Source organism: Klebsiella sp. JN_Kp126 (assembly GCF_033843325.1).
Classification (GTDB): Bacteria; Pseudomonadota; Gammaproteobacteria; order Enterobacterales; family Enterobacteriaceae; genus Klebsiella; species Klebsiella michiganensis.
Genome location: NZ_JAWXQV010000069.1, coordinates 1 through 22,728 on the forward strand (window position 1 = coordinate 1; position 22,728 = coordinate 22,728).

Here is a 22,728-nt window from a genome sequence, read left to right on the forward strand (position 1 = left end):
CTGATTGGCTATGAAAACGTCGGCTCCGGCCTCGTCACCGCGATGGTGAAAGGCGACGTCGGCGCGGTGAATGCCGCGGTGGATTCCGGCGTGGAAGCGGCAAAACGCATCGGCGAAGTCGTCACCTCTCGCGTCATCGCGCGTCCGCATAACGACATCGAAAAAATCGCGGCGCAGCACAAAGCATGACCTGACAGGGCGCGCCCCGTCTCCACTCTTTTAGTCTGATGAAGGATAGACTCATGATTGAACTGGATAACGATTTGCAGTCCCGGCAGAACGCCCGGGAGCTGGTGCGCAATGCCAAAAAGGCGCAGGCGATTCTGGCCACCTTTTCGCAGCAGCAAATCGACGCCATCGTGAAGAACGTGGCCCAGGAAGCGGCGCATCATGCCGAAGCGCTGGCGAAAATGGCCGCGGAAGAAACCGGTTTTGGCAACTGGCAGGACAAAGTGCTGAAGAACCGCTTCGCCTCGCTGCGCGTCTACGACGCCATCAAAGATATGAAGACCGTCGGCATCATTCATGACGATCCGCTACAAAAAGTGATGGACGTGGGCGTGCCGCTGGGGGTGATTTGTGCGCTGGTGCCGTCGACCAACCCGACCTCCACCGTCATCTACAAAACGCTGATTGCCCTGAAGGCCGGCAACGCGATTATCTTCTCCCCGCATCCCGGCGCCCGCCAGTGCAGCTGGAAAGCGATTGAAATCGTGAAGCGCGCGGCGGAAGCGGCAGGGGCACCTGCCGGTAGCGTCGACGCCATTAGCCAGCTGACCCTCGAAGCCACCTCAGAGCTGATGCACAGCAAAGACGTGTCGCTGATCCTGGCGACCGGCGGCGAAGGCATGGTGCGCGCCGCCTACGCGTCCGGCACGCCGACCATCAGCGGCGGTCCGGGTAACGGCCCGGCGTTTATCGAACGCAGCGCCGATATCCCCTACGCGGTGAAAGATATCATCACCAGTAAAACCTTCGATAACGGCGTGATCTGCGCCTCCGAGCAGTCGATTATCGTCGAACGCTGTATCTACGACGAAGTGCATCGCGAACTGGAAGCCCAGGGCGCGTACTTCATGAACGAAAGCGAAGCGGCGAAAATGGCAGCCCTGCTGCTGCGCCCCAACGGCACCATCAACCCCAAAGTGGTGGGTAAAACCGCGCTCTATCTGAGCCAGATGGCCGGCTTCTGCGTCCCGGCCAGCACCCGGGTGCTGATTGCCGCGCAGACCACGGTATCGCATTCCAACCCCTACTCGCGGGAAAAACTGTGCCCGGTACTCGGCCTGTACGTCGAAGAGGACTGGAAAGCCGCCTGCCACCGCGTCGTGGAGCTGCTGACCAACGAAGGCCTCGGCCACACGCTGGTGATCCACACCCGCAACCAGGACGTCATCCGCCAGTTCTGCCTGGAAAAACCGGTTAACCGCATTCTGATCAACACCCCGGCGGCGCTGGGCGGCATCGGCGCGACCACCAATATCACCCCGGCCCTGACCCTCGGCTGCGGCGCGGTCGGCGGCGGCTCCAGCTCAGACAACGTCGGGCCGATGAACCTGCTCAACATCCGCAAAGTGGGCTACGGCGTGCGCTCCATCGATGAGCTGCGCGCGCCGGGCAGCCGCCCGGAACCGCAGCCGACCATCGTCAGCCCGGCGGCCGGCCCGAACCGCAGCATCTTCGACGATGAGCGTTTTAACGCCCCGGCGACCGCCGCCACCGCAGCCCACCCGGCCAGCGCCGACGATCGCTTTGCGACTGCCGCCGCCGTCGGCGCGGACAGCGAGATTAATGAGCAAAACGTGGAACGCGTCATCCGCCAGGTGCTGGAACGCCTTGGTAAGTAACACATTGATATAAGGCGATAAAAACAATGATTCTCGCAAAGGTAGTCGGACATGTCGTCGCCACGCAGAAGTGCGATGAGCTAAGGGGCAGCAACCTGCTGCTGATCGTCAAATTAGATGATGACCAGCAGCCGATGAAAGACCAGACCTGGGTTGCCGTTGATAGCGTCGGCGCAGGTATGCACGACATCGTGCTGGCCGAAGAGTATCTGGCGCTCAACAAAGAGCGCTACAAGGCCATGTCGGTGGTCGCCATTGTCGAGAACGTGTTTCGGGACGCTTAAGGAGTCAATAACCCAATGAGTGAATTTTTGCTGAAACCCCGGATTCGCTTTGGTCAGGATGCGCTTGCCATCCTGAACGAGCTGCCCGCCCGCAACGTACTGCTGGTCACTGACCAGGCGATGGTTAAGTTTGGCCTCGCCGATCGCGTCACGCAGATCCTCAATGCGCGCGGCATCGCTTTCCAGGTCTGGGACGACGTGGTGGCCGACCCGGATATCGCCACCGTGGTGCGCGGTATGAAGCGGATGGATAACAGCTATCCGGATCTGGTTATCGCGCTGGGCGGCGGTTCGGTGATTGATGCAGCCAAAGCGGTTATTTTCGCCCTGGCGCAAACCCGTCCGGACGCTCACCGCGAGCCGCCCTGCTTTGTGGCGATCCCCACCACCAGCGGCACCGGCTCTGAGGTCACCGCCTTTTCTGTGGTGAAAGCCCACGCCGAGAAGCTGGTGCTGGTGGACCCGTCACTGCTGCCGGATATCGCCATTCTTGACCCGGCGCTGGTGGCCTCGGTGCCGCCGGCGATCACCGCCGATACCGGGATGGACGTGCTGTGTCACGCGCTGGAAGCCTATGTATCCCTCGCCGCCAGCGACTTTTCCGATGCGCTGGCGGAGAAAGTGGTGCAGCAGGTATTTCGCTTTCTGCCGACCTGCTGGCGCAACGGTGGCGACCTGCTGGCGCGGGAAAAGATGCACAACGCCTCCTGCATGGCGGGCATGGCTTTCACCAACGCCTCGCTGGGCATCACCCACAGCCTTGCCCACGCGCTCGGCGGCGTATTTCGCGTCCCCCACGGCCGCGCTAACGCCCTGCTGATGGCGGACGTGGTGGCCTGGAACGCCGATTATCACGGGCAGTGCGATACCGATGCTGCCCGCAAATACGCCCGATTAGCCCATCTGCTGGATCTGCCCGCGGCCACTACCCGCCAGGGCGTCGCCAGCCTGCTGGTCGCCATTCAGGCGCTAAAAGACGAGATGAGCATGCCGGCCGGCATTCGTGATACCGGCGTCATTGCCGCCGAATTTGAACAGCGGCTGGCGGAGATGGTCGGCCAGGCGCTACGCGACAGCTGTACCCCGACGAACCCACGCGCGCCGGACGCTCACGCACTGACCGAACTCTATCGCCGGGCATGGACCGGCAACGCCGTTCAGGGCCACTGATAACAAGATTTGGAGAACCTTACCTATGGCACACTACAGCTTAACGCCGCGCGTCAAAGTGTTGGCAGAACGTTTACTCTCACAAAAAAGCACCCTGTGCACCGAACATGCCACCACGCTCAACGCCCTTGATGGCGATATCGCCGGGGTTCCCGCCGCCGTCAAACCGGCGCGCCGCTTCTATGAACTGATGCGCCAGCTGCCGCTGTGCATCAGCGCCGACGAGCTGATCGTCGGCAACCAGACCCGCAAACCGCACGGGGCGATTTTCCACGACGAGAGCGCCGTCCGTCGCCCGTCCGCGTTCCAGTTCCTCAACCTGAATAGCGATCTCGACTCCCCGGATTACAAGCTGGTGATCGAAAAAGGCGTGCTGGCGATAAAACATCAGCTGGAAGAGAAAACCCGTGCGCTGGGCAGCGCCGTCAGCCGCAGCGGCATGGATGAAGTCAACGGCTGCCGTGCGGCCATCTACGCCTGCGATGCCCTGCTGGCGCTGGCGCAAAACCTGGCCAACAGCGCGGAACAGCTGGCCGCCGCGGAAACCAACGCTTACCGCCGGGCGGAACTGCTGGACAGCGCCGCCATTCTGCACCACGTTCCGGCGCATCCGGCGCGCAGCTTCAAAGAGGCGTGCCAGGCCTTTTATCTGTTCCAGCTGGCGCTCCAGCTCGATAACGGCAGCTACGCCGTCAACCCGGAAGGCGCCGACAAAGCCCTGCTGCCTTACTACCAGCACGATATCAACAACGGCGCGCTCTCCCCGCAGCAGGCGTATGAAATCGTCGAATCGCTGTGGTTCAAGCTGGCGGAGCTGTGCGAAGTGCGCGCCGCCTGCGCGATCGACGGTTATCCGATGTTCGACGCCCTGCTGCACGGCGCAAGCCTTGAAAACGCGCGCATTAACGAACTCTCCAACATGTTCCTCAGCGCGCAGCACAACCTGAGCGCCCTGCATCTGCCGGTGCGTTTGTTCAAGGGCGTCCAGCACGTTTCCGCCGCCCCGTTTGCCGCCGCCGGCGAGACGCCGGCAGCAGAAGGGCTGACCCCGCGCATGCAGCGCCTGCGTAACCACTACCTGACCGTGCGCCCGAGCGTCTCTATCTACCGCGCGCTGGCCTTTACCGAAGTGGTCAAAGCCAACCCCGGCATGCCGACGATTCTGCTGCGCGCCAAAGCCTTCCGCCACGCCTGCGAAACCGCGCCGATTCTGATTCAGGACGATGAGCTGATCGTCGGTCATCCGTGCGGCAAGCCGCGCGCGGGCGCCTTCTCGCCGGATATCGCCTGGCGCTGGGTGCGCGACGAACTCGATACCATGAGCACCCGTCCGCAGGATCCGTTTGAGATCAGCGAAGCAGATAAAAAAACCATCCGCGAAGAGATCGTGCCGTTCTGGGAAGGCCGTTCGCTGGATGAAATCTGCGAAGCCCAGTACCGCGAAGCGGGCGTATGGGCGTTCAGCGGCGAGACCTTCGTCAGCGACCTCTCCTACCACCAGATCAACGGCGGCGGCGACACCTGCCCGGGCTACGACGTGCTGCTGTTTACCAAAGGGATGAACGGCATTAAAGCCGACGCCGAGGCGCATCTCGCCAGCCTGAGCATGGAAAACCCGGAAGATATCGACCGTATTTACTACTACAAGGCGGCCATTGAAACCTGCGAAGGGGTGATTAACTACGCGCACCGCATCGCCGCCCGCGCCCGCGAACTGGCCGCGATTGAGCAGAACGCCCAGCGCCGCGCCGAGCTGCTGACCATCGCCGAGGTGAACCAGAACGTGCCGGCGAATCCGCCGAAAACCCTGCAGGAAGCGCTGCAGAGCATCTGGACCGTGGAGTCGCTGTTTGAAATTGAAGAGAACCAGACCGGACTGTCCCTGGGACGCGTAGACCAGTACTGCTACCCGATGTTTGAAGCCGATATCCGCGAAGGCCGCCTGACTCACGACACCGCGCTGGAGCTGCTGCAGGCGTTTATCATCAAATGCGCCGAGCTGATGTGGATGTCCAGCGAGCTGGGGGCGAAATATTTCGCCGGCTATCAGCCGTTTATCAACCTGACCGTCGGCGGTCAGAAGCGCTCCGGCGGCGATGCCTGTAACGACCTGACCTACCTGATCATGGACGCCGTGCGCTTCGTGAAGGTTTACCAGCCGTCGCTGGCCTGCCGTATTCACAACCAGTCGCCGCAGAAGTATATGGAAAAAATCGTCGACGTCGTCAAAGCGGGGATGGGCTTCCCGGCCTGCCACTTCGACGACTCCCATATCAAGATGATGCTGCGTAAAGGCTTCGATTTCGAAGACGCCCGCGACTACTGCCTGATGGGCTGCGTCGAGCCGCAGAAATCCGGCCGCATCTATCAGTGGACCTCCACCGGCTACACCCAGTGGCCCATCGCCATTGAGTTCGTTTTAAACCGCGGTCGGATGGTGCTGTTTGACAGCTATCAGGGGCTGGATACCGGCGACCTGCGCGACCTGCACACCTTCGAGGATTTCGACGCGGCGGTGAAAAAACAGATCGCCCATATCGTACGCCTGTCGGCGATCGGGACGGTCATCAGCCAGCGCGTGCACCGCGACGTGGCGCCGAAGCCGCTGATGTCGCTGCTGGTGGAAGGCTGCATGGAAAAAGGCAAAGACGTTGCCGCCGGCGGCGCGATGATCAACCACGGCCCGGGGCTGATCTTCTCCGGTCTGGCGACCTACGTCGACTCCATGGCGGCGATTCGTAAGCTGGTGTTTGAAGATAAGAAATACACCCTCGAGCAGGTACGCGACGCGCTGCTGGCGAACTTCGAAGGCTTTGAAGGCCTGCGCCGCGACTGCCTCAACGCGCCGAAATACGGCAACGACGATAACTACGTCGATCAGTATGCGCTGGATATCACCGAGTGGACCGAGCGCGAGTGCCGTAAGTACAAGATGCTCTACTCCACCCTGAGCCACGGCACCCTGTCCATCTCCAACAATACGCCGATCGGCGAGCTGACCAACGCCACGCCGAACGGTCGCCTGGCGTGGATGCCGCTCTCCGACGGTATCAGCCCGACTCAGGGCGCGGATAAGCAGGGTCCGACGGCGATCATCAAGTCGGTGAGCAAGATGAACGTCGAAACCATGAACATCGGCATGGTGCACAACTTCAAGTTCCTCAAAGGGCTGCTGGATACCCCGGAAGGTCGTCACGGCCTGATTACCCTGCTGCGCACCGCGTCGATTCTCGGCAACGGCCAGATGCAGTTCAGCTATGTCGATAACGAAGTGCTGAAAAAAGCCCAGCAGGAGCCGGAAAAATACCGCGACCTGATCGTCCGCGTCGCGGGCTACAGCGCCTACTTCGTTGAGCTGTGCAAAGAAGTTCAGGACGAGATTATCAGCCGTACGGTCATCGAGAAGTTCTGATAAAGACACGGACGTTTTTGGACACGGATGTCCCGATCGTTTTTCTGGAGGTATGTGTGAGCGCAAAACAAGAATTAACCGGGCGAATATTCAATATTCAGAAATATTCGATCTATGACGGCGATGGGATCCGCACGCTGGTTTTTTTCAAAGGCTGCAATATTCGCTGCCCGTGGTGCGCTAACCCGGAAGGGCTGAATAGCCAGTTTCAGGTGATGTTCTCACAGGATAAATGCATTAACTGCGGCGACTGCGTCAACGTCTGCCCGGCGGGAATTCATTATCGGGCGGAAGAAAACGGCGAAATGAAGCATTTCGTCAACCGCAATAAAGACTGTATCGGCTGCCGCAAGTGCGAAGAGATCTGCACCCAGAACGCGCTGGATATTATGGGCAAAGATGTCACCGTCAGCGAACTGATGGAGATCATCATGCAGGACTACGACTTTTATATCTCCTCCGGCGGCGGCGTCACCATCGGCGGCGGGGAAATGAGCCTGCAGACCGATTTTGCCGTCGCGCTCTTTAGCGAATGCAAAAAGATGATGCTCAATACCGCCGTGGAAACGCAGGGCACCACGCCGCTGGCCAATTATCAAAAGCTGGCGCCGGTGACCGACACCTTCTTATTCGATATTAAGCAAATTAACAGCGAGCACCATAAAGCGTTATTTGGCATCGGTAACGAAGGCATTCGCCGTAACCTGGAGTGGCTGGTGGACTCCGGCGCTAACGTCATTATCCGCATGCCGCTGGTTCGCGGCTATAACGACTCGTTCGATGCCATTACCGGAGCCATTGATTACGTACAAAAGCTGGCGAAGCGCGGAAATATCCGCCGCATCGATATGCTGCCGTACCACCAGCTGGGGCGCAAAAAATATGAGCGCCTCGATATGTCCTATCCCATTACCCAGGACCCAACGTATTCCGCCGAGGAGTTAGACCGGCTGGAAACGTTCTTCACGCAGTTTGATTTTGATATTCGCTTAGTCCGCCATTAACAGGAGCCGACAATGAAAAGTTTAGGCGTAATTGAAACGCGAGGGTTAGTTGCCGCCGTTCAGGCCGTGGATGCCGCCTGCAAAAGCGCAGGCGTGTCCTGCATTGGCTACCGCAAAGTCGGTTCGGGGCTGGTGAGCGTCTGCTTTGAAGGGGAGATCAGCGCGATTCACACCGCTATCGAACGCGGCGTGGCCGTCGCCGCGCTCATCGACCCGCAGGTCAAATCCCTGACGATCGCCCGTCCGGAGCGCAGCGTCGTGGACGCCCTCAGCACCCTGAAAGGCCGTCCGCCGCGCGCGGAAGCTGCCGCGCCGCTTGAGGCTGAAGCCGTCGCGCCCGCCGCTGTAGAAACAAGGGAACCCACTGAACCCGCCGCCGCGCCTGCGCCGACGGAAGATAAAAACGCGGCGATGAGGAAAGGGAAGAAGGCATGATCGACACCCTGCTCCATGAAAAAATCGCCGCCCGCCTGAGCCACGCTGCTCCGGCTATCCCGGTCGGCATCTCTAACCGCCACGTCCATCTGGCGCAGCAGGACGTCGAAGCGCTGTTTGGCAAGGGCTACGTCCTGACGCCGTTTAAGCCGCTGCGCCAGCCGGGGCAGTTCGCGGCCCAGGAGTGCGTCACCGTGGTCGGTCCGAAGGGCTCGCTCACCCAGGTGCGCGTCCTCGGCCCAACCCGCCCGGTATCGCAGCTGGAAATCTCCCGCGCCGACTGCTTTACCCTCGGCATCAAAGCGCCGGTTCGCGAATCCGGCCAGCTGGAGAACGCGGGCAGCGCGCTGCTGATCGGCCCGGCAGGCCACGTTGAACTGCGATCGCAGGTGATCTGCGCCTGGCGGCATATCCATATGTCGCCGCAGGATGCCCGCCAGCTGAACGTCGCCAACGGCCAGAAGGTTAGCGTCCGCAGCGACGGCGAACGCCAGCTGACCTTCGATGAAGTGGTGGTGCGGGTACGCGAAGACTTTGCGCTGGAGTTTCATATTGATACCGAAGAGGCCAACGCCGCCGGCTTGAAAAACGGCGCGCAGGTCACGCTCATCGGCTAACGGAGGCTCGCCATGACCGACCAACAGATGGAAGACTTGGTTGAACGCATTATCCAGCGTCTGCGGCCGCCGGTACTGGTGATGGTGACCGCCGCGGCGGGCTACCGGCACGCTATTCGCCAGCGGCTGGCCGGCTGCGGCGAGAGCCTGCACCTGGCGCTGGATAGCGGGATTGACGACGGCGAGCAGTGGCGGGCTATCGGTAAAACGCTGCCGGCGGCCGACTGGCAACAGGAGCTGCCTTCGGCCTCGTATAAGGCGCTGCTGCTGCCGTTTCTCGACTACCCGCTGGCAGCGGATCTGGTGAAGGGTTCCCTGCACGGTCCGGTTGCCCGCCGCGTGCACGATGCCCTGCTGAGCGGCCTGCCGGTGCTGGCGCTGCGCTATCACTGCGATCCCGCCAGCGAGCTTAACCAGCTGCGCGGGGCGCAGCCTGATAGCGCTTACGCCGGACATATGCAGGCCACGCTGGCCCGCCTGGCCGAATGCGGCATCGCGCTGTGCACCATGAACGAATTGCTGGAGAAGCTGGCGTCGGGTCGCGAAGCGGCGGCGCCGTCGGCGAGCGGTCCGCGGCGTTATCTCACTGTCACAGACGTGGTGAATAATCCGGCGCTGGCCTGTGCTCCTGAAGCGCAGTTGACCGATGCCGCTATCGATTTTTTAAAAAACAGAAAAAAAGAACCTTACCTTAAATAGTAAACCCGGAGTTTAACTTATGTCTTCAAAAACAAAGTGTTGGCTATGGATGCTGCTGGTTATCGTTTCCGAAACCTCAGCTACCTCCACCCTCAAAATGTTCGGCAGCAGTGAAGGGATGAGCAAAATGCTGCTGCTCGGGCTGCTGGTGCTGCTGTACTGCACCTGCTACTACTCGCTATCCCGCGCGGTGAAGGATATTCCCGTCGGTCTGGCCTACGCCACCTGGTCCGGTACCGGCATTCTCGTGGTATCGACGCTGGGAATGGCGTTTTACGGCCAGCACCCGGACACCGCCGCCATTATCGGTATGGCGGTTATCGCCAGCGGGATCGTGATCATGAACCTGTTTTCCAAAATGGGTAGCGAAGAGAGCGAGGAAGCGCCCGCGCAGCCGGCCGCTGCATCTCTGGACAAAAAAGTCGCCAACTAACAGAAAAGGAATTACATATGTTTAACCTCGGATTTTTATGGCTGGCGCTGTCTATCGGCTCCGAAATCACCGGCACGTCGATGATCAAAAAGACCAACGGCTTCAGCAAGCTGGCGCCGTCGGTGCTGGTGGTCTGCGCCTACGGCCTGTGCTACTTCGCCCTCACCCGTGCGATGAGCACCATTCCGGTCGGCGTCGCCTACTCGCTGTGGTGCGGCTTTGGTATCGTCGGCGTCACGATTTGCTCGATGATCCTCTATAAGCAAAAACCGGATATCCCGGCCATCCTCGCCATGGTGCTGATCATCTCCGGCGGCATCATTATGAACGTCTTCTCCAGCATGTAAGTCCCGCCTGCGCCTTCATTGATTGCGGTGAAGGCGCTAAAAACCTCACTCAATAAGCCGTTATTGGCGTAATAAAAAAACAAAAAACCATCGCCTGCTAATCAATAACGCTAAAAAGACGACGAGCGTCAAATTTTTATACTCCGCTTATCGATAAATAATTTTTTGTGATTTTAATCGTGGTTATTTTCTCATTTTACCTTATTTTTATGGCATCCCTTCACCCACAGAGGACGATGTCATGACGCAAAAATCGATTTATCGCCTCATTGCCCAGGGCGGCCTGGACGACTGGTATAATTTAGATCACCGCATCTCCAACGACTTCCCTCGTTAATTCTCCGCTGCTGTTCACTCCCTAAAAAAATTAATTCAGCACTGCGTTTAGTCGCTATTTGTTGCGCTTTTTATTTGTCGCCAAATAGCCAAACGCGGCACAGCATCCCCATGGAGAAAATAAATGAAACGTATCCCTGAGCCGTTCCGCATTAAAATGGTCGAAAACATTCGTATGACTACCTTTGACGATCGCGTCAAAGCGCTGGAAGAGGCGGGCTATAACCCGTTTTTGCTCAATAGCCAGGACGTGTATATCGACCTGCTGACCGACTCCGGCACCGGCGCCATGAGCGATCATCAGTGGGCCGGGCTGATGATGGGCGACGAAGCCTACGCCGGGTCGCGTAACTATCAGCATCTGTGCGAAAAGGTCAAAGAGATTATCGGCTATCCGTATACCATTCCCACCCATCAGGGGCGCGGCGCGGAGCAGATTCTGTTCCCGAGCCTGATTGCTCGCCGCAAGTCGGCGCATCCGGTGTTTATTTCCAACTTCCACTTCGATACCACCGCCGCGCACGTGGAGCTCAACGGCGCAAAAGCCATTAACGTGGTGACGCCGAAAGCCTTCGATACCACCTCGTGGTACGACTGGAAAGGCAACTTTGATATTGATTTGCTGAAATCGACCATCGCCGAACACGGCGCGGAAAACGTGGCGGCGATTATTACCACCGTCACCTGTAACAGCTCCGGCGGCCAGCCGGTATCGCTGGCGAATATGCGCGAGGTGTATCAGATTGCCCGCCAGAATAATATTCCGGTGGTGATCGACTCCGCCCGCTTCTGCGAAAACGCCTGGTTTATTAAACAGCGCGAAGAGGGCTACGCCGATAAATCGGTGAAAGAGATTATTCTTGAGATGTACCAGTACGGCGATATGCTAACCATGTCCGCCAAGAAAGACCCGATGGTGAATATCGGCGGACTCTGCTGCTTCCGCGATGACGAAGATCTGTTCAACGAAGTGCGCATCCGCTGCGTGCCGATGGAGGGCTTTGTCACCTACGGCGGCCTGGCGGGGCGCGATATGGAGGCGTTGGCTATCGGCCTGGAAGAAGGGACCAACGAGGATTACCTCGCTTATCGCATCAATCAGGTGGAATACCTCGGCGAACGCCTGCGCGAAGGCGGCATTCCGATTCAGTATCCGACCGGCGGCCATGCGGTGTTCGTCGATGCTAAGCTGCTGCTGCCGCATATCCCACCGGAGCAGTTCCCGGCGCACGCGCTAAACAACGAGCTGTATCTGGAAGCGGGAATCCGCAGCGTGGAAATCGGCTCCCTGCTGCTGGGCCGCGACCCGCAAACCGGCAAACAGAAGGCGTCGCCGATGGAGCTGCTGCGCCTGACCATTCCGCGCCGGGTTTATACCAACGATCATATGGACTATATCGCTGATGCGCTGATCGCCGTTAAGGCGCGCGCCGCCACGATTAAGGGCCTGACCTTCACCTATGAACCGCCGGTACTGCGCCACTTCGTCGCCAGACTGAAACCGGTGAAATAAATAACGTCCTGGCGCTCTCGCAACGGGAGCGCCATTAATTTAAATCCATCTCTTTAAGCTCAATTATTCGGGTTGCGCCGGGTAGCCGTTTGCCCGCAGCCCGTTATTTACTATATAGCCACGTGAGGAATGCACCTTATGGCTACACTATCAGTCTCAAAAGCGGTCTCAACAAATACCCCATCGCTGATTGGCGGAGCGATGATTATCGGCGGCACGATTATTGGCGCAGGCATGTTTTCTTTACCGGTGGTGATGTCCGGCGCCTGGTTTTTCTGGTCGCTGCTGGCGCTCATTTTTACCTGGTTTTGCATGCTGCATTCCGGGTTAATGATCCTCGAAGCCAATCTCAATTATCATATTGGCGCCAGCTTCGACACGATTACGAAGGATTTACTGGGAAACGGCTGGAATATTATTAACGGCCTGACCGTCGCCTTTGTTTTATATATCCTGACCTACGCCTATATTTCCGCAAGCGGTTCAGTTATTCAGCATACTTTTGCGCAGATGAACCTCGCGGTTCCCGCACGCCTGGGCGGGCTGGCGTTCGCGCTGGTGGTCGCCTTTATCGTCTGGCTAAGTACGAAAGCGGTAAGCCGGATGACGACTATCGTGCTGGGCGCCAAAATCCTCACCTTCTTTATGACCTTCGGCGGCCTGATGTGGCACGTGGAGCCCGCGATTCTGTTTAACCGCGCGGAGGTCAATGCGTCCTATCTGCCCTACGTCCTGATGACGCTGCCGTTCTGCCTGGCCTCCTTTGGCTATCACGGCAACGTCCCCAGCCTGATGAAGTACTACGGTAAAGATCCGCTTATCATTCGCCGCTGCCTGCTGCTCGGCACGCTGATGGCGCTGGTGCTGTATATCATCTGGCTGGTCGGCACAATGGGCAATATTCCGCGCCCGGCGTTTATCGCTATCGCCGAAAAAGGCGGCAACATCGACGTGCTGGTGCAGACCTTAAGCGGCCTGCTGAACAGTTCGACCCTGGACTTACTGCTGACGGTCTTTTCCAACTTCGCCGTCGCCAGCTCGTTCCTGGGCGTGACTCTTGGCCTGTTTGATTATCTGGCGGATCTGTTTAAGTTTGACGATAGTCGGCTGGGGCGGTTTAAAACCGCGCTGGTGACCTTTCTGCCGCCGATCGCCGGCGGGCTGCTGTGGCCTAACGGTTTTATCTACGCCATTGGTTTCGCCGGTCTCGCCGCCACCGTCTGGGCCGCTATCGTCCCCGCCCTGCTGGCGCGCGCCTCGCGCAGGCGTTTCGGCAGCCCGAACTATCGGGTCTGGGGCGGCAATGCCATGATTGTCCTGATTTTGTGCTTCGGCGGCGCCAACGCAATAATTCATATTTTATCCAGCTTTAACCTGCTGCCGGTTTATCGCTGAATAAAAAAGGGCTTTTACTGCCGCGGCTTTTCGTGGCAGGATAAAAAGATGAACAGAAACGTTGTCATCTCTCACCTCCGCCGTTGGTGGCTGCCTGCATAACAGGCGGCAAGATTTGACGTTTCCTCTATTCAAAGCCGCCGGAAGGCGGCTTTGTTGTTTCTGAGTGTCGCCCTTCGGCCTGATAGCATCCTAAGGAGTCACTCATGAACACCAGCCAAACGATCCTGACCGGCGACCGTCCTACCGGCCAGCTGCACCTCGGCCACTACGTCGGTTCCCTGCGCCAGCGCGTGCTGCTCCAGCACGACCACCAGCAGTTTATCCTCGTCGCGGATCTCCAGGGACTGACCGACAACGGCAGCAACCCGCAAAAAATCAGCAGCAATATCCTTGAGGTGATGGCCGATTATCTCGCCGTCGGCATCGATCCGCAGAAGACCACCATTTGCCTGCAATCCGCCCTGCCGGCGCTGGCCGAACTCAGCGCGCTGTATATGAATATCGTCACCGTTGCCCGGGTTGAACGCAATCCGACGGTGAAAAATGAAATCGCCCAGAAGGGATTTTCCCGCTCGCTGCCGGTGGGATTTTTAGCCTATCCCATAAGCCAGGCCGCCGATATCACCGCCTTTAAGGCCGAACTAGTGCCGGTTGGCGACGATCAGCTACCGATGATTGAACAGACCAATGAGATCGTGCACAAAATGAATAGCCTGACGACGACGCCGATCTTACGGCACTGCAAAGCGCTGCTCAGCGACGTCAGCCGCCTGCCGGGCATCGATGGCAACGCCAAAATGTCGAAATCGCTGGGAAACACGCTCACCCTTTCGGCCAGCGAAGAGGAGATCCACCGCGCGGTCAGCGCCATGTATACCGACCCGAATCACCTGCGGGTCGCCGACCCGGGTCAGACAGAAGGCAACGTGGTCTTCACTTATCTCGACGCCTTTCATGCTGATAAGACCTTCGTTGCCGAGATGAAAGCCCATTATCGGCGCGGAGGGCTGGGAGACAGGCAGTGCAAAAACGCGCTGGAGACCTGCTTACAGGAGCTGCTGGCGCCGATACGCGAACGCCGGGCGACCTATATTCAGGATAAAGGCATGCTGCTGGCGCTGCTGCGCCGGGGAAGCGAGCGGGCGCACGAACTGACGCAACGGACGCTGCATGAAGTAAAACGCGGCCTGGGGCTACCGGTGCTGTTTTGAGGCGCGGCGATCTCTCCGCACTGAAATCCGCTGCCACATCTCTCCCGGGGGCGGCGCCTGAGGCGCCTTGCCCGGGCTACAGGTTCACAGCCGTCTGCGATCCGGTAGCCCGGACAGGCGCAGCGCGCCGCCTCCGGGAAGGACCCGGCAGCTTAGTTGCCGCCGCCTTCATGCAGCTTCACGCAGTTGCGCCCATCGCGCTTGGCGACGTACAGCGCGCTGTCGGCATCGCGCAGCAGCAGATTGTAATCCGGATGACCGGTGTGGACGGCGTAGCCGATGCTGGCGGTAATCGAAATCTCATTGTCAGCGCCAACGCTAAACGCCAGCTGGCTGATTTTTTTACGCAGCCGTTCAAGGATCGTAAAGGCTTCCGCGGCGCCGGTCTCCACCAGCACCAGCAGAAACTCCTCGCCGCCGTAGCGGAAGATATAATCGCTGGATCGAATATTATCGCTGAGCAGCTCCGCAACGTGCTTAATCGCCCGGTCGCCGACCATGTGCCCCCAGCTATCATTGATCTCTTTAAAGTGGTCGATGTCGATAATCGCCACCGTCATCGGCAGTTCATATTCCATCGCCAGCGTCACTTCATGCTTGAGGACAACCGGCAGATAGCGGCGGTTAAGCAGGCTGGTCAGCGTATCCTTACCGCTTTGCATCTGCGACAGGCTGCTAAACAGCACCCCCATCTGGCTGCCGATCTGCTGGCAATGGATATGGATCCCCTGCAGCAAAGCCTGCGTGTTTTTATACTCAGAACCCTCAGACGAGGATTTCCAGGCGGATAACAGCGCATCCACCTTGCTAATTAAGTCGGCGATTTCCTGCATTTGCGGATTTTTGTTAAAATAACGCACGCATTTATGGCGGAACCACAGGCCAAATTCAGAATCAGATAATAACGCTCCGTTAATATCGCTTTTATTATCGCTAACGATATTAAAAATAGCGGTATTTTCCCATCCGGAGAGCGAGGCCTGCTGTTTGCCATATTCCAGCGGCACGTTATCCATCAGGCTATACAGGCGGTACGCTTCTTCATTTTTCGTCGCCCGATAGTGCGACAGGGTATAGGCGTGGCACATCATTTCTACCGCCATGTTAATGGCCATGATGGCGTAGTAGATGGCGGCAACGCTGGTCTCGCGATCGAGCTGGCTATCGCGGATATTTTCAATCAGCCCGGCTTTCAGCTGGCGCGCGCCGCGCAGTACCGCCTCTGCCGGGATACCAATGCGTGAATGGATGCTGCCGATCAGGTACTGCCGCTCCGCCAGCGCCTGCAGATTTTCCTTATCGCACATCAGGATATCTTTCACCCACCCGGCCAGCGAGCTGCTGAGCCGCTCCTGAACTAAGTCATAGCTAAGGTGCCGCGCAATGTCCGGGTCCTGGAAAATAAAATCATAAAAACGGGTCGCTAACGCCTCCGCCTGCTGCCCGGCGATATTTTTAAGTACCGCCCTCACTTCCGGCGTCAGGCTGTCGTACAGCGGCAACCACTCCTTAAAAATAATCGAGATATATTTTTGGCTTTCATCTTTCATTGAATAAAGCGCTCGCCCGGCGTGAGTGTATTTTCAGGGCCGCCGATCATACAACAGTTCTCCTGGGGCAACCAGATTAAAAATGCGCCAGTCGCCAGGGAATAATATCCTCTGGTTATTAGCGCTAAGGAATAGCTTATATGTACGATGATTTAATGAAGAACGATTAAGATTATCTGCGCCGGTATCCGGAGCATTAACCCCAATAGGCATTATGGGTAATATTGTTCCATCGCGCTCCTCGCTGTTTTTATGTTAACCCGACAACAAGACCCTGCTTTGTATATGGACATACTCATTGCGGGTGTTAGTATGACATTGACGGTAGCAATAAATATGCGTGTTTCATTTAAGGCGAGGATTGCTGATGATGACCACATTGATCGCACCTCTTTCTGACCGGTTAGCAGCGCTGCAGGCTCCCTGCGCCGGTCGGCCTTATCCCCGATTTCTCCCTTCCCTGAAGAGACGAAACTCCGCCATGCGGAGGAGAAGCGCGCACCACTCAGCCTATGGAACAAAGCGAGTCGCGTATGGACAAAATCAAACGGCGTTGGGTTGGATACGTTATTGGTTTAGCGGTGGTGATTGCCGCAGCGGCATGGTGGATGCTGCGCCCACCGGGAATTCCTGAGGGTTTTGCCAGCAGTAACGGCAGGATTGAAGCCACTGAAGTCGATATCGCCACCAAAACCGCCGGGCGTATCGACACCATCCTGGTCAAAGAGGGGCAGTTTGTTCGCCAGGGCGACGTGCTGGCCCGTATGGACACCCGGGTACTCAACGAACAACGGCTGGAGGCCGCCGCGCAAATCAAGGAAGCAGAGAGCGCGATTGCCGCCGCGAAAGCCCTGCTCGACCAGCGCCAAAGCGAAATGCGCGCTACGGAAGCGGTGGTGAAGCAGCGGCAGGCGGAGCTGAACTCCTCGGCTAAACGTCACGTCCGCTCCAGCACGCTCTCGCAGCGCGGCGCGGTCTCCGCGCAGCAGCTGGATGACGACCAGGCGGCGGCAGAAAGCGCCAGGGCGGCGCTGGAATCCGCCAAAGCGCAGGTCTCTGCCGCCAGGGCCGCGATTGAGGCGGCGCGCACCAGCATCATTCAGGCGCAAACCCGGGTCGAGGCCGCCCAGGCGACCGAACGGCGGATTATCGCCGATATCGACGATAGCGAGCTGAAAGCCCCGCGCGATGGCCGCATTCAGTACCGCGTCGCCGAACCGGGAGAGGTGCTGGCGGCGGGCGGCCGGGTGCTGAATATGGTCGATTTATCCGATGTCTATATGACCTTCTTCCTGCCTACCGAGCAGGCGGGTCTGCTGGCGCTGGGCAGCGAAGCGCGAATTATCCTCGATGCCGCGCCGAATCTGGTGATCCCCGCCAATATCAGTTTTGTCGCCAGCGTGGCGCAGTTTACGCCTAAAACGGTGGAAACCAGCGATGAACGGCTGAAGCTGATGTTCCGCGTAAAAGCCCGTATTCCGCCAGAGCTGCTGGCGGAGCATCTGGAGTATGTGAAGACCGGCCTGCCCGGGATGGCCTGGGTCCGCCTGGATAACCAGCAGGCGTGGCCTGAAGCGCTGACGGTGAGGTTGCCGCAATGAAAACCGTCGCCCGCCTGGAAAACGTCAGCCAGCACTTTGGCGCAACCGTCGCGCTGAAGGACATTACGCTGAGCATTCCCGCTCGCCGTATGGTGGGCCTGATCGGGCCCGACGGCGTGGGCAAGTCCAGCCTGCTATCGCTGATCTCCGGCGCGCGCGTGATTGAGCACGGCAACATTATGGTGCTCGGCGGCGATATGAGCGAGGTACGTCATCGCCAGGACGTCTGCCCGAAAATCGCCTGGATGCCCCAGGGGCTGGGGAAGAACCTCTACCATACCCTGTCGGTCTATGAAAACGTCGATTTCTTCGCCCGTCTGTTCGGCCATGATAAAGCCGAACGCGACATCCGCATCAATGAGCTGCTCCAGAGTACCGGCCTGGCGCCGTTTCGCGACCGCCCGGCAGGAAAACTCTCCGGGGGGATGAAGCAAAAGCTCGGCCTGTGCTGCGCGCTCATTCACGACCCGCAGTTGCTGATCCTCGATGAACCCACCACCGGCGTCGATCCTCTCTCGCGGGCGCAGTTTTGGGATCTGATCGACAGCATCCGCCAGCGTCAGCCGGAGATGAGCGTCCTGGTCGCCACCGCTTACATGGAGGAGGCGGAGCGCTTTGACTGGCTGGTGGCCATGAACGCGGGGGAAGTTCTGGCGACCGGCAGCGCCGATGAGCTTAAAGCGCACACGGCGAGTCAGACGCTGGAACAGGCCTTTATCGCCCTGCTTCCCGAAGCCCAGCGCCTGGCGCATAAAGAGGTGATCATCCCGCCGCGCAATGCTGACGAAAGCGAAGTTGCGATTGAAGCGCGCGGGCTAACGATGCGCTTCGGTCAATTTGTCGCCGTTGACCACGTCAACTTTCGCATTGCCCGCGGCGAGATTTTCGGCTTCCTCGGCTCAAACGGCTGCGGCAAATCAACGACCATGAAAATGCTGACCGGGCTGCTACCGGCCAGCGAAGGCGAGGCGTGGCTGTTTGGCCAGCCGGTCGACCCCAGGGATATCGAAACCCGCCGCCGCGTTGGCTATATGTCGCAGGCCTTCTCCCTCTATAGCGAACTGACCGTACGGCAAAACCTCGAGCTGCATGCCCGCCTGTTCCACATCCCGGATGCGGAGATCCCGGGGCGGATCGCCGAAATGAGCCAGCGCTTTATGCTGGAAGAGGTTGAGGACTCCCTGCCCGCTTCGCTGCCGCTAGGTATCCGCCAGCGCCTCTCGCTGGCGGTCGCGGTGATCCACCGCCCGGAAATGTTAATCCTTGATGAACCCACCTCCGGCGTCGATCCGGTAGCCCGGGACATGTTCTGGCAGCTGATGGTCGATCTTGCGCGTCAGGACCGGGTGACCATTTTTATCTCCACCCACTTTATGAATGAAGCGGAACGCTGCGATCGCATTTCGCTGATGCATGCCGGAAAAGTGCTGGCCAGCGATACGCCGCAGGCGCTGGTGGAGCAGCGCGGATCGGCCAGCCTTGAAGAGGCGTTTATCGCCTGGCTACAGGAAGCGGCGGATGCCGCGCAGCCGCCTGATGCGCAGGCTGCACCGGTTCCCGCGATGGAACATAAAGCCGAAAGCGTGGCGCCGCGTCAGGCGTTCAGCCTGCAGCGCCTGTTTAGCTACAGCCGCCGCGAAGCTCTTGAGCTGCGCCGCGATCCGGTGCGATCGACCCTGGCACTGCTCGGCACCGTGATCCTGATGTTTATTATGGGCTATGGGATCAGTATGGACGTCGAAGATCTGCGGTTTGCGGTGCTCGACCGCGACCAGACCATCAACAGCCAGGGCTGGTCGCAAAATATCGCCGGCTCACGCTACTTCATCGAACAGCCGCCGCTGCAAAGCTATAGCGAACTGGACAGAAGAATGCGCAACGGCGAGCTGGCGGTAGCGATTGAAATTCCGCCTAATTTTGGCCGCGATATCGCCCGGGGAACGCCGGTGCAGATTGGCGTGTGGGTGGACGGTGCGATGCCGAACCGCGCGGAGACGGTGCGCGGCTATGTGCAGGCCATGCATCTGGCCTGGCTGCAGGAGATGGCCGGTCGCCAGGCCAGCCCCAATCGCGATACTTCACTGATTTCCATCGAGACCCGCTATCGCTATAACCCGGATGTGAAGAGCCTGCCGGCGATTGTACCGGCGGTGATTCCGCTGCTGTTGATGATGATCCCGGCGATGCTCAGCGCGCTCAGCGTGGTCCGCGAGAAAGAGCTTGGTTCAATCATCAATCTGTACGTGACGCCAACCACCCGCAGCGAATTTCTGCTGGGTAAACAGGTGCCGTATATCATGCTGGGGATGTTCAACTTCTTCCTGCTCTGCGCGCTGTCGGTCTTTGTTTTTGGCGTACCGCACAAAGGGAGTTTTCTGACGCTCACCCTCGCCGCGCTGCTCTACGTCACTATCGCCACCGGGCTTGGCCTGCTGATTTCAACCTTTATGAAAAGCCAGATTGCGGCGATTTTCGGCACCGCGATCATTACGCTTATCCCGGCGACGCAGTTTTCCGGGATGATCGACCCCGTCGCCTCGCTGGAAGGACCCGGGCGCTGGATTGGCCAGATTTATCCAACCAGCCACTTTCTGACCATCGCGCGAGGAACGTTTTCCAAAGCGCTGAATCTGACCGACCTGTGGGGATCCTTTATTCCGCTGCTTATCGCGGTTCCGCTGGTGCTGGGCCTGAGCGTGTGGCTGTTGAAAAAACAGGAGGGATAATGCGCGGATTACGCAATATTTATAATTTGGGGATGAAAGAGCTACGCAGCCTGCTGGACGATAAAGCGATGCTGACGTTGATTGTCTTTGCTTTTACCGTCTCGGTTTACTCCTCCGCGACCGTTATGCCGGGTTCGCTGCATCTGGCGCCCATCGCTATTGCCGACATGGATAAGTCGCAGCTTTCATCGCGTATTATCAATGGTTTTTACCGGCCCTGGTTTTTGCCGCCGGAGCTGATTACCGCTGATGAGATGGACGCCGGACTGGATGCGGGGCGCTATACTTTCGCCATCAATATTCCGCCGGATTTCCAGCGCGATGTTCTGGCCGGACGCCAGCCCGAGCTACAGGTTAACGTCGACGCGACGCGAATGAGCCAGGCGTTTACCGGCAATAGCTATATCCAGAATATCGTCACCGGCGAGGTGAACAGCTTTGTCGCCCGCTACCGGGACAACGGTACGCTGCCGGTTGAGCTGGCCGTCAGGATGCGTTTTAACCCGAACCTGGAGCAGGAGCGTTTCGGCGCCGTCATGGCAATTATCAACAATATCACCATGCTGGCGATCGTGCTGACCGGCTCGGCGCTGATACGCGAGCGGGAACATGGTACCGTGGAGCACCTGCTGGTTATGCCGGTCACGCCGTTTGAAATCATGATGGCGAAGATATGGTCAATGGGGCTGGTGGTGCTGGTAGTTTCCGGACTCTCCCTGATCCTGATGGTTCAGGGCGTGCTGCAGGTACCGATAGAAGGCTCGATACCGCTCTTTATGCTTGGGGTGGCCCTGAGCCTGTTTGCCACTACCTCAATCGGCATTTTTATGGGCACGGTGGCGCGTTCCATGCCGCAGCTGGGGCTGCTGATGATTCTGGTGCTTTTGCCGCTGCAGATGCTTTCCGGCGGCTCCACGCCCCGGGAAAGTATGCCGCAGGCTGTACAGGATATTATGCTCACCATGCCGACGACCCACTTTGTCAGCCTGGCGCAGGCCATTCTTTATCGAGGCGCTGATTTCTCTATCGTCTGGCCGCAGTTTCTGACGCTGCTGGCTATCGGTGGCGTGTTTTTTACTATCGCCCTACTGCGTTTTCGTAAGACGATCGGGAAAATGGCCTGAGGCAATACCGATGTCGCTCTGCCGGTCGCGGCATCGGCGCTATTTATGACGATTCATAAAGCGCCGCAGAGCCCAGGTGAATCCCATCGCCATGCTGAACAGGATAAACAGCAGCAGCACCCAGCTGACGGAAATTCTCAGCAGCGCACTTAGCGTCATAAGCGGCTGAAGATACACGGTAAACGAGTGGTCGGTGGGTTTACCCAGAAGAACCATTAATCCATCCGTTAACCAGACAAGCGCCCGGCAAACCAGCCAGATGATCGCCGGCCAGCAGAGCAGGACCAGAAAGGTAAAACGCTCCCGGATATAATGTATCAGTTGGCGCAAAGGAGGCCAGTTAATCAGAAATTTCATTTATATTCTCATATTGCCAGCCGGTAACATGCACTATTCGTCAAAAGACGTTACCGGGTTAGCTTCCATACAGGCAATGCACCCTATGTTTTTAGCAAATTTGAATTAACTTAAACCAGATCGAGTTAACAAAGTGTTAAGGACACTAAGTCATTTCGCAGAAAAAGTCCAGCTGTTATGCCTGTGTGCTCGGCAGGGGAGAGGGTTTCGTATCTATTTGTTAACCTGATGACTTTAGAATAACTTAAGCGTTATGCGGGTAATATTCTTAATATAATTCCTGTTAAATATTCAGAAACGCGTTTATCTCTATTTTTATTTTCATATAACGTTCATGCTAATTATTTTATTCACAAAATAAATTCTTTGTAGATGAGTTTTCGATAAATAATTGGGTTTAAATAGATCTATGCTATTCGCCGTCACGGCTTTCAGTGGTTTTGCCGGCAACCTCTCCGCACGATACATCGTTCTCGTTGTGACGCCAGGTAAAGTACAAAAAACCTTTTATTTCAAAGCGATATATACTTATTTCGCTTAAGTGCTGCGGATGCCCTATCATGACAAAGGTCTGGTAAAGGATCCCTGCCGGGCTTTAATACGGATTTCTCAGACGACAAAAACGCAAAAAGCCCATCCGTCAGGATGGGCTCTTCACTTGTTT

Annotated in this window: 20 protein-coding genes; 18 read left to right on the forward strand and 2 right to left on the reverse strand. The window is 58.0% G+C overall.

All coding sequences use genetic code 11. The features are described 5' to 3' along the window. The 15 genes from SIK97_RS16145 to trpS all read left to right on the forward strand — a co-directional run. The coding region (locus SIK97_RS16145) for a BMC domain-containing protein (RefSeq protein ID WP_049077233.1) at positions 1–189 on the forward strand (189 nt) is incomplete at its 5' end. Between the two features lie 53 nt (positions 190–242). Next, positions 243–1,847: an acetaldehyde dehydrogenase (acetylating) gene (locus SIK97_RS16150; RefSeq protein WP_057173037.1), complete on the forward strand. Its 1,605-nt coding sequence runs from the start codon at positions 243–245 to the stop codon at positions 1,845–1,847. A 26-nt stretch (positions 1,848–1,873) separates the two neighbouring features. Beyond that, positions 1,874–2,131, forward strand: a complete 258-nt coding sequence (locus tag SIK97_RS16155; RefSeq protein WP_004098229.1) for a EutN/CcmL family microcompartment protein — start codon at positions 1,874–1,876, stop codon at positions 2,129–2,131. A gap of 15 nt (positions 2,132–2,146) precedes the next feature. Next, on the forward strand, positions 2,147–3,301 hold the full coding sequence (locus SIK97_RS16160) for a 1-propanol dehydrogenase PduQ (protein WP_014837305.1): 1,155 nt from the start codon (positions 2,147–2,149) through the stop codon (positions 3,299–3,301). Between the two features lie 25 nt (positions 3,302–3,326). Continuing rightward, positions 3,327–6,713 (forward strand): choline trimethylamine-lyase, encoded by a 3,387-nt coding sequence (gene cutC / locus SIK97_RS16165; RefSeq protein WP_057173038.1) that lies wholly within the window; start codon positions 3,327–3,329, stop codon positions 6,711–6,713. A gap of 56 nt (positions 6,714–6,769) precedes the next feature. Then, positions 6,770–7,717 (forward strand): choline TMA-lyase-activating enzyme, encoded by a 948-nt coding sequence (gene cutD, locus SIK97_RS16170; RefSeq protein ID WP_057173039.1) that lies wholly within the window; start codon positions 6,770–6,772, stop codon positions 7,715–7,717. 12 nt (positions 7,718–7,729) lie between these two features. Continuing rightward, positions 7,730–8,152 carry a BMC domain-containing protein gene (locus SIK97_RS16175; RefSeq protein WP_004098223.1) on the forward strand — a complete coding sequence of 141 codons (423 nt, stop codon included), beginning with the start codon at positions 7,730–7,732 and terminating at the stop codon, positions 8,150–8,152. Continuing rightward, entirely contained in the window at positions 8,149–8,769 is a 621-nt protein-coding gene (locus SIK97_RS16180) for a phosphate propanoyltransferase (protein WP_004128477.1), read from the forward strand. The genes SIK97_RS16175 and SIK97_RS16180 overlap by 4 nt, the downstream gene beginning before the upstream one ends. 12 nt (positions 8,770–8,781) lie before the next feature. Next, entirely contained in the window at positions 8,782–9,468 is a 687-nt protein-coding gene (locus tag SIK97_RS16185) for a hypothetical protein (RefSeq protein ID WP_009652892.1), read from the forward strand. A gap of 19 nt (positions 9,469–9,487) precedes the next feature. Further along, positions 9,488–9,901, forward strand: coding sequence for a DMT family transporter (locus SIK97_RS16190; protein ID WP_014227744.1), 414 nt, complete (start codon positions 9,488–9,490; stop codon positions 9,899–9,901). A gap of 17 nt (positions 9,902–9,918) precedes the next feature. Then, entirely contained in the window at positions 9,919–10,248 is a 330-nt protein-coding gene (locus SIK97_RS16195) for a DMT family transporter (protein ID WP_004108688.1), read from the forward strand. Between the two features lie 241 nt (positions 10,249–10,489). Then, a complete protein-coding gene (gene tnaC / locus SIK97_RS16200) occupies positions 10,490–10,585 on the forward strand; it encodes a tryptophanase leader peptide (RefSeq protein ID WP_004098218.1) in 96 nt (31 codons plus the stop codon). Between the two features lie 123 nt (positions 10,586–10,708). Continuing rightward, positions 10,709–12,097: a tryptophanase gene (gene tnaA, locus SIK97_RS16205; RefSeq protein ID WP_057173040.1), complete on the forward strand. Its 1,389-nt coding sequence runs from the start codon at positions 10,709–10,711 to the stop codon at positions 12,095–12,097. Positions 12,098–12,235: 138 nt separating this feature from the next. Then, entirely contained in the window at positions 12,236–13,492 is a 1,257-nt protein-coding gene (mtr, locus tag SIK97_RS16210) for a tryptophan permease (protein ID WP_025108468.1), read from the forward strand. Between the two features lie 206 nt (positions 13,493–13,698). Continuing rightward, the gene (gene trpS, locus SIK97_RS16215) at positions 13,699–14,706 is read left to right on the forward strand and encodes a tryptophan--tRNA ligase (RefSeq protein WP_014227742.1); all 1,008 of its coding nucleotides are present in this window, start codon (positions 13,699–13,701) and stop codon (positions 14,704–14,706) included. Between the two features lie 152 nt (positions 14,707–14,858). On the opposite strand, the gene SIK97_RS16220 is transcribed toward trpS, so the two are convergent. Continuing rightward, on the reverse strand, positions 14,859–16,256 hold the full coding sequence (locus SIK97_RS16220) for a diguanylate cyclase (protein WP_047724642.1): 1,398 nt from the start codon (positions 16,254–16,256) through the stop codon (positions 14,859–14,861). Positions 16,257–16,789: 533 nt separating this feature from the next. On the opposite strand from SIK97_RS16220, the gene SIK97_RS16225 reads away from it, so the two are divergent. Genes SIK97_RS16225 through SIK97_RS16235 form a run of 3 tightly spaced genes read left to right on the forward strand, consistent with a single transcriptional unit; the run spans position 16,790 to position 21,707 of the window. Beyond that, positions 16,790–17,857 carry an HlyD family secretion protein gene (locus SIK97_RS16225; RefSeq protein WP_004098195.1) on the forward strand — a complete coding sequence of 356 codons (1,068 nt, stop codon included), beginning with the start codon at positions 16,790–16,792 and terminating at the stop codon, positions 17,855–17,857. After that, positions 17,854–20,583, forward strand: a complete 2,730-nt coding sequence (rbbA, locus tag SIK97_RS16230) for a ribosome-associated ATPase/putative transporter RbbA (RefSeq protein WP_057173041.1) — start codon at positions 17,854–17,856, stop codon at positions 20,581–20,583. Before SIK97_RS16225 ends, rbbA begins: the two co-directional genes overlap by 4 nt. Then, complete coding sequence (locus SIK97_RS16235; RefSeq protein ID WP_057173042.1) at positions 20,583–21,707, forward strand: ABC transporter permease; 1,125 nt, start codon at positions 20,583–20,585, stop codon at positions 21,705–21,707. The genes rbbA and SIK97_RS16235 overlap by 1 nt, the downstream gene beginning before the upstream one ends. Before the next feature lie 39 nt (positions 21,708–21,746). Here the strand turns inward: SIK97_RS16235 and SIK97_RS16240 are convergent, their stop codons facing one another. After that, on the reverse strand, positions 21,747–22,064 hold the full coding sequence (locus SIK97_RS16240; RefSeq protein ID WP_004098189.1) for a hypothetical protein: 318 nt from the start codon (positions 22,062–22,064) through the stop codon (positions 21,747–21,749). Positions 22,065–22,728 lie beyond the last annotated feature (664 nt).

Excerpts from the sequence above, each read along its gene's own strand:
- SIK97_RS16150 (WP_057173037.1), top strand. The coding sequence starts at position 243 with ATGATTGAACTGGATAACGATTTGCAGTCCCGGCAGAACGCCCGGGAG.
- SIK97_RS16155 (WP_004098229.1), top strand. The coding sequence starts at position 1,874 with ATGATTCTCGCAAAGGTAGTCGGACATGTCGTCGCCACGCAGAAGTGC.
- SIK97_RS16160 (WP_014837305.1), top strand. The coding sequence starts at position 2,147 with ATGAGTGAATTTTTGCTGAAACCCCGGATTCGCTTTGGTCAGGATGCG.
- cutC (WP_057173038.1), top strand. The coding sequence starts at position 3,327 with ATGGCACACTACAGCTTAACGCCGCGCGTCAAAGTGTTGGCAGAACGT.
- SIK97_RS16175 (WP_004098223.1), top strand. The coding sequence starts at position 7,730 with ATGAAAAGTTTAGGCGTAATTGAAACGCGAGGGTTAGTTGCCGCCGTT.
- SIK97_RS16180 (WP_004128477.1), top strand. The coding sequence starts at position 8,149 with ATGATCGACACCCTGCTCCATGAAAAAATCGCCGCCCGCCTGAGCCAC.
- SIK97_RS16185 (WP_009652892.1), top strand. The coding sequence starts at position 8,782 with ATGACCGACCAACAGATGGAAGACTTGGTTGAACGCATTATCCAGCGT.
- SIK97_RS16190 (WP_014227744.1), top strand. The coding sequence starts at position 9,488 with ATGTCTTCAAAAACAAAGTGTTGGCTATGGATGCTGCTGGTTATCGTT.
- SIK97_RS16195 (WP_004108688.1), top strand. The coding sequence starts at position 9,919 with ATGTTTAACCTCGGATTTTTATGGCTGGCGCTGTCTATCGGCTCCGAA.
- tnaC (WP_004098218.1), top strand. The coding sequence starts at position 10,490 with ATGACGCAAAAATCGATTTATCGCCTCATTGCCCAGGGCGGCCTGGAC.
- tnaA (WP_057173040.1), top strand. The coding sequence starts at position 10,709 with ATGAAACGTATCCCTGAGCCGTTCCGCATTAAAATGGTCGAAAACATT.
- mtr (WP_025108468.1), top strand. The coding sequence starts at position 12,236 with ATGGCTACACTATCAGTCTCAAAAGCGGTCTCAACAAATACCCCATCG.
- trpS (WP_014227742.1), top strand. The coding sequence starts at position 13,699 with ATGAACACCAGCCAAACGATCCTGACCGGCGACCGTCCTACCGGCCAG.
- SIK97_RS16220 (WP_047724642.1), bottom strand. The coding sequence starts at position 16,256 with ATGAAAGATGAAAGCCAAAAATATATCTCGATTATTTTTAAGGAGTGG.
- SIK97_RS16225 (WP_004098195.1), top strand. The coding sequence starts at position 16,790 with ATGGACAAAATCAAACGGCGTTGGGTTGGATACGTTATTGGTTTAGCG.
- rbbA (WP_057173041.1), top strand. The coding sequence starts at position 17,854 with ATGAAAACCGTCGCCCGCCTGGAAAACGTCAGCCAGCACTTTGGCGCA.
- SIK97_RS16235 (WP_057173042.1), top strand. The coding sequence starts at position 20,583 with ATGCGCGGATTACGCAATATTTATAATTTGGGGATGAAAGAGCTACGC.
- SIK97_RS16240 (WP_004098189.1), bottom strand. The coding sequence starts at position 22,064 with ATGAAATTTCTGATTAACTGGCCTCCTTTGCGCCAACTGATACATTAT.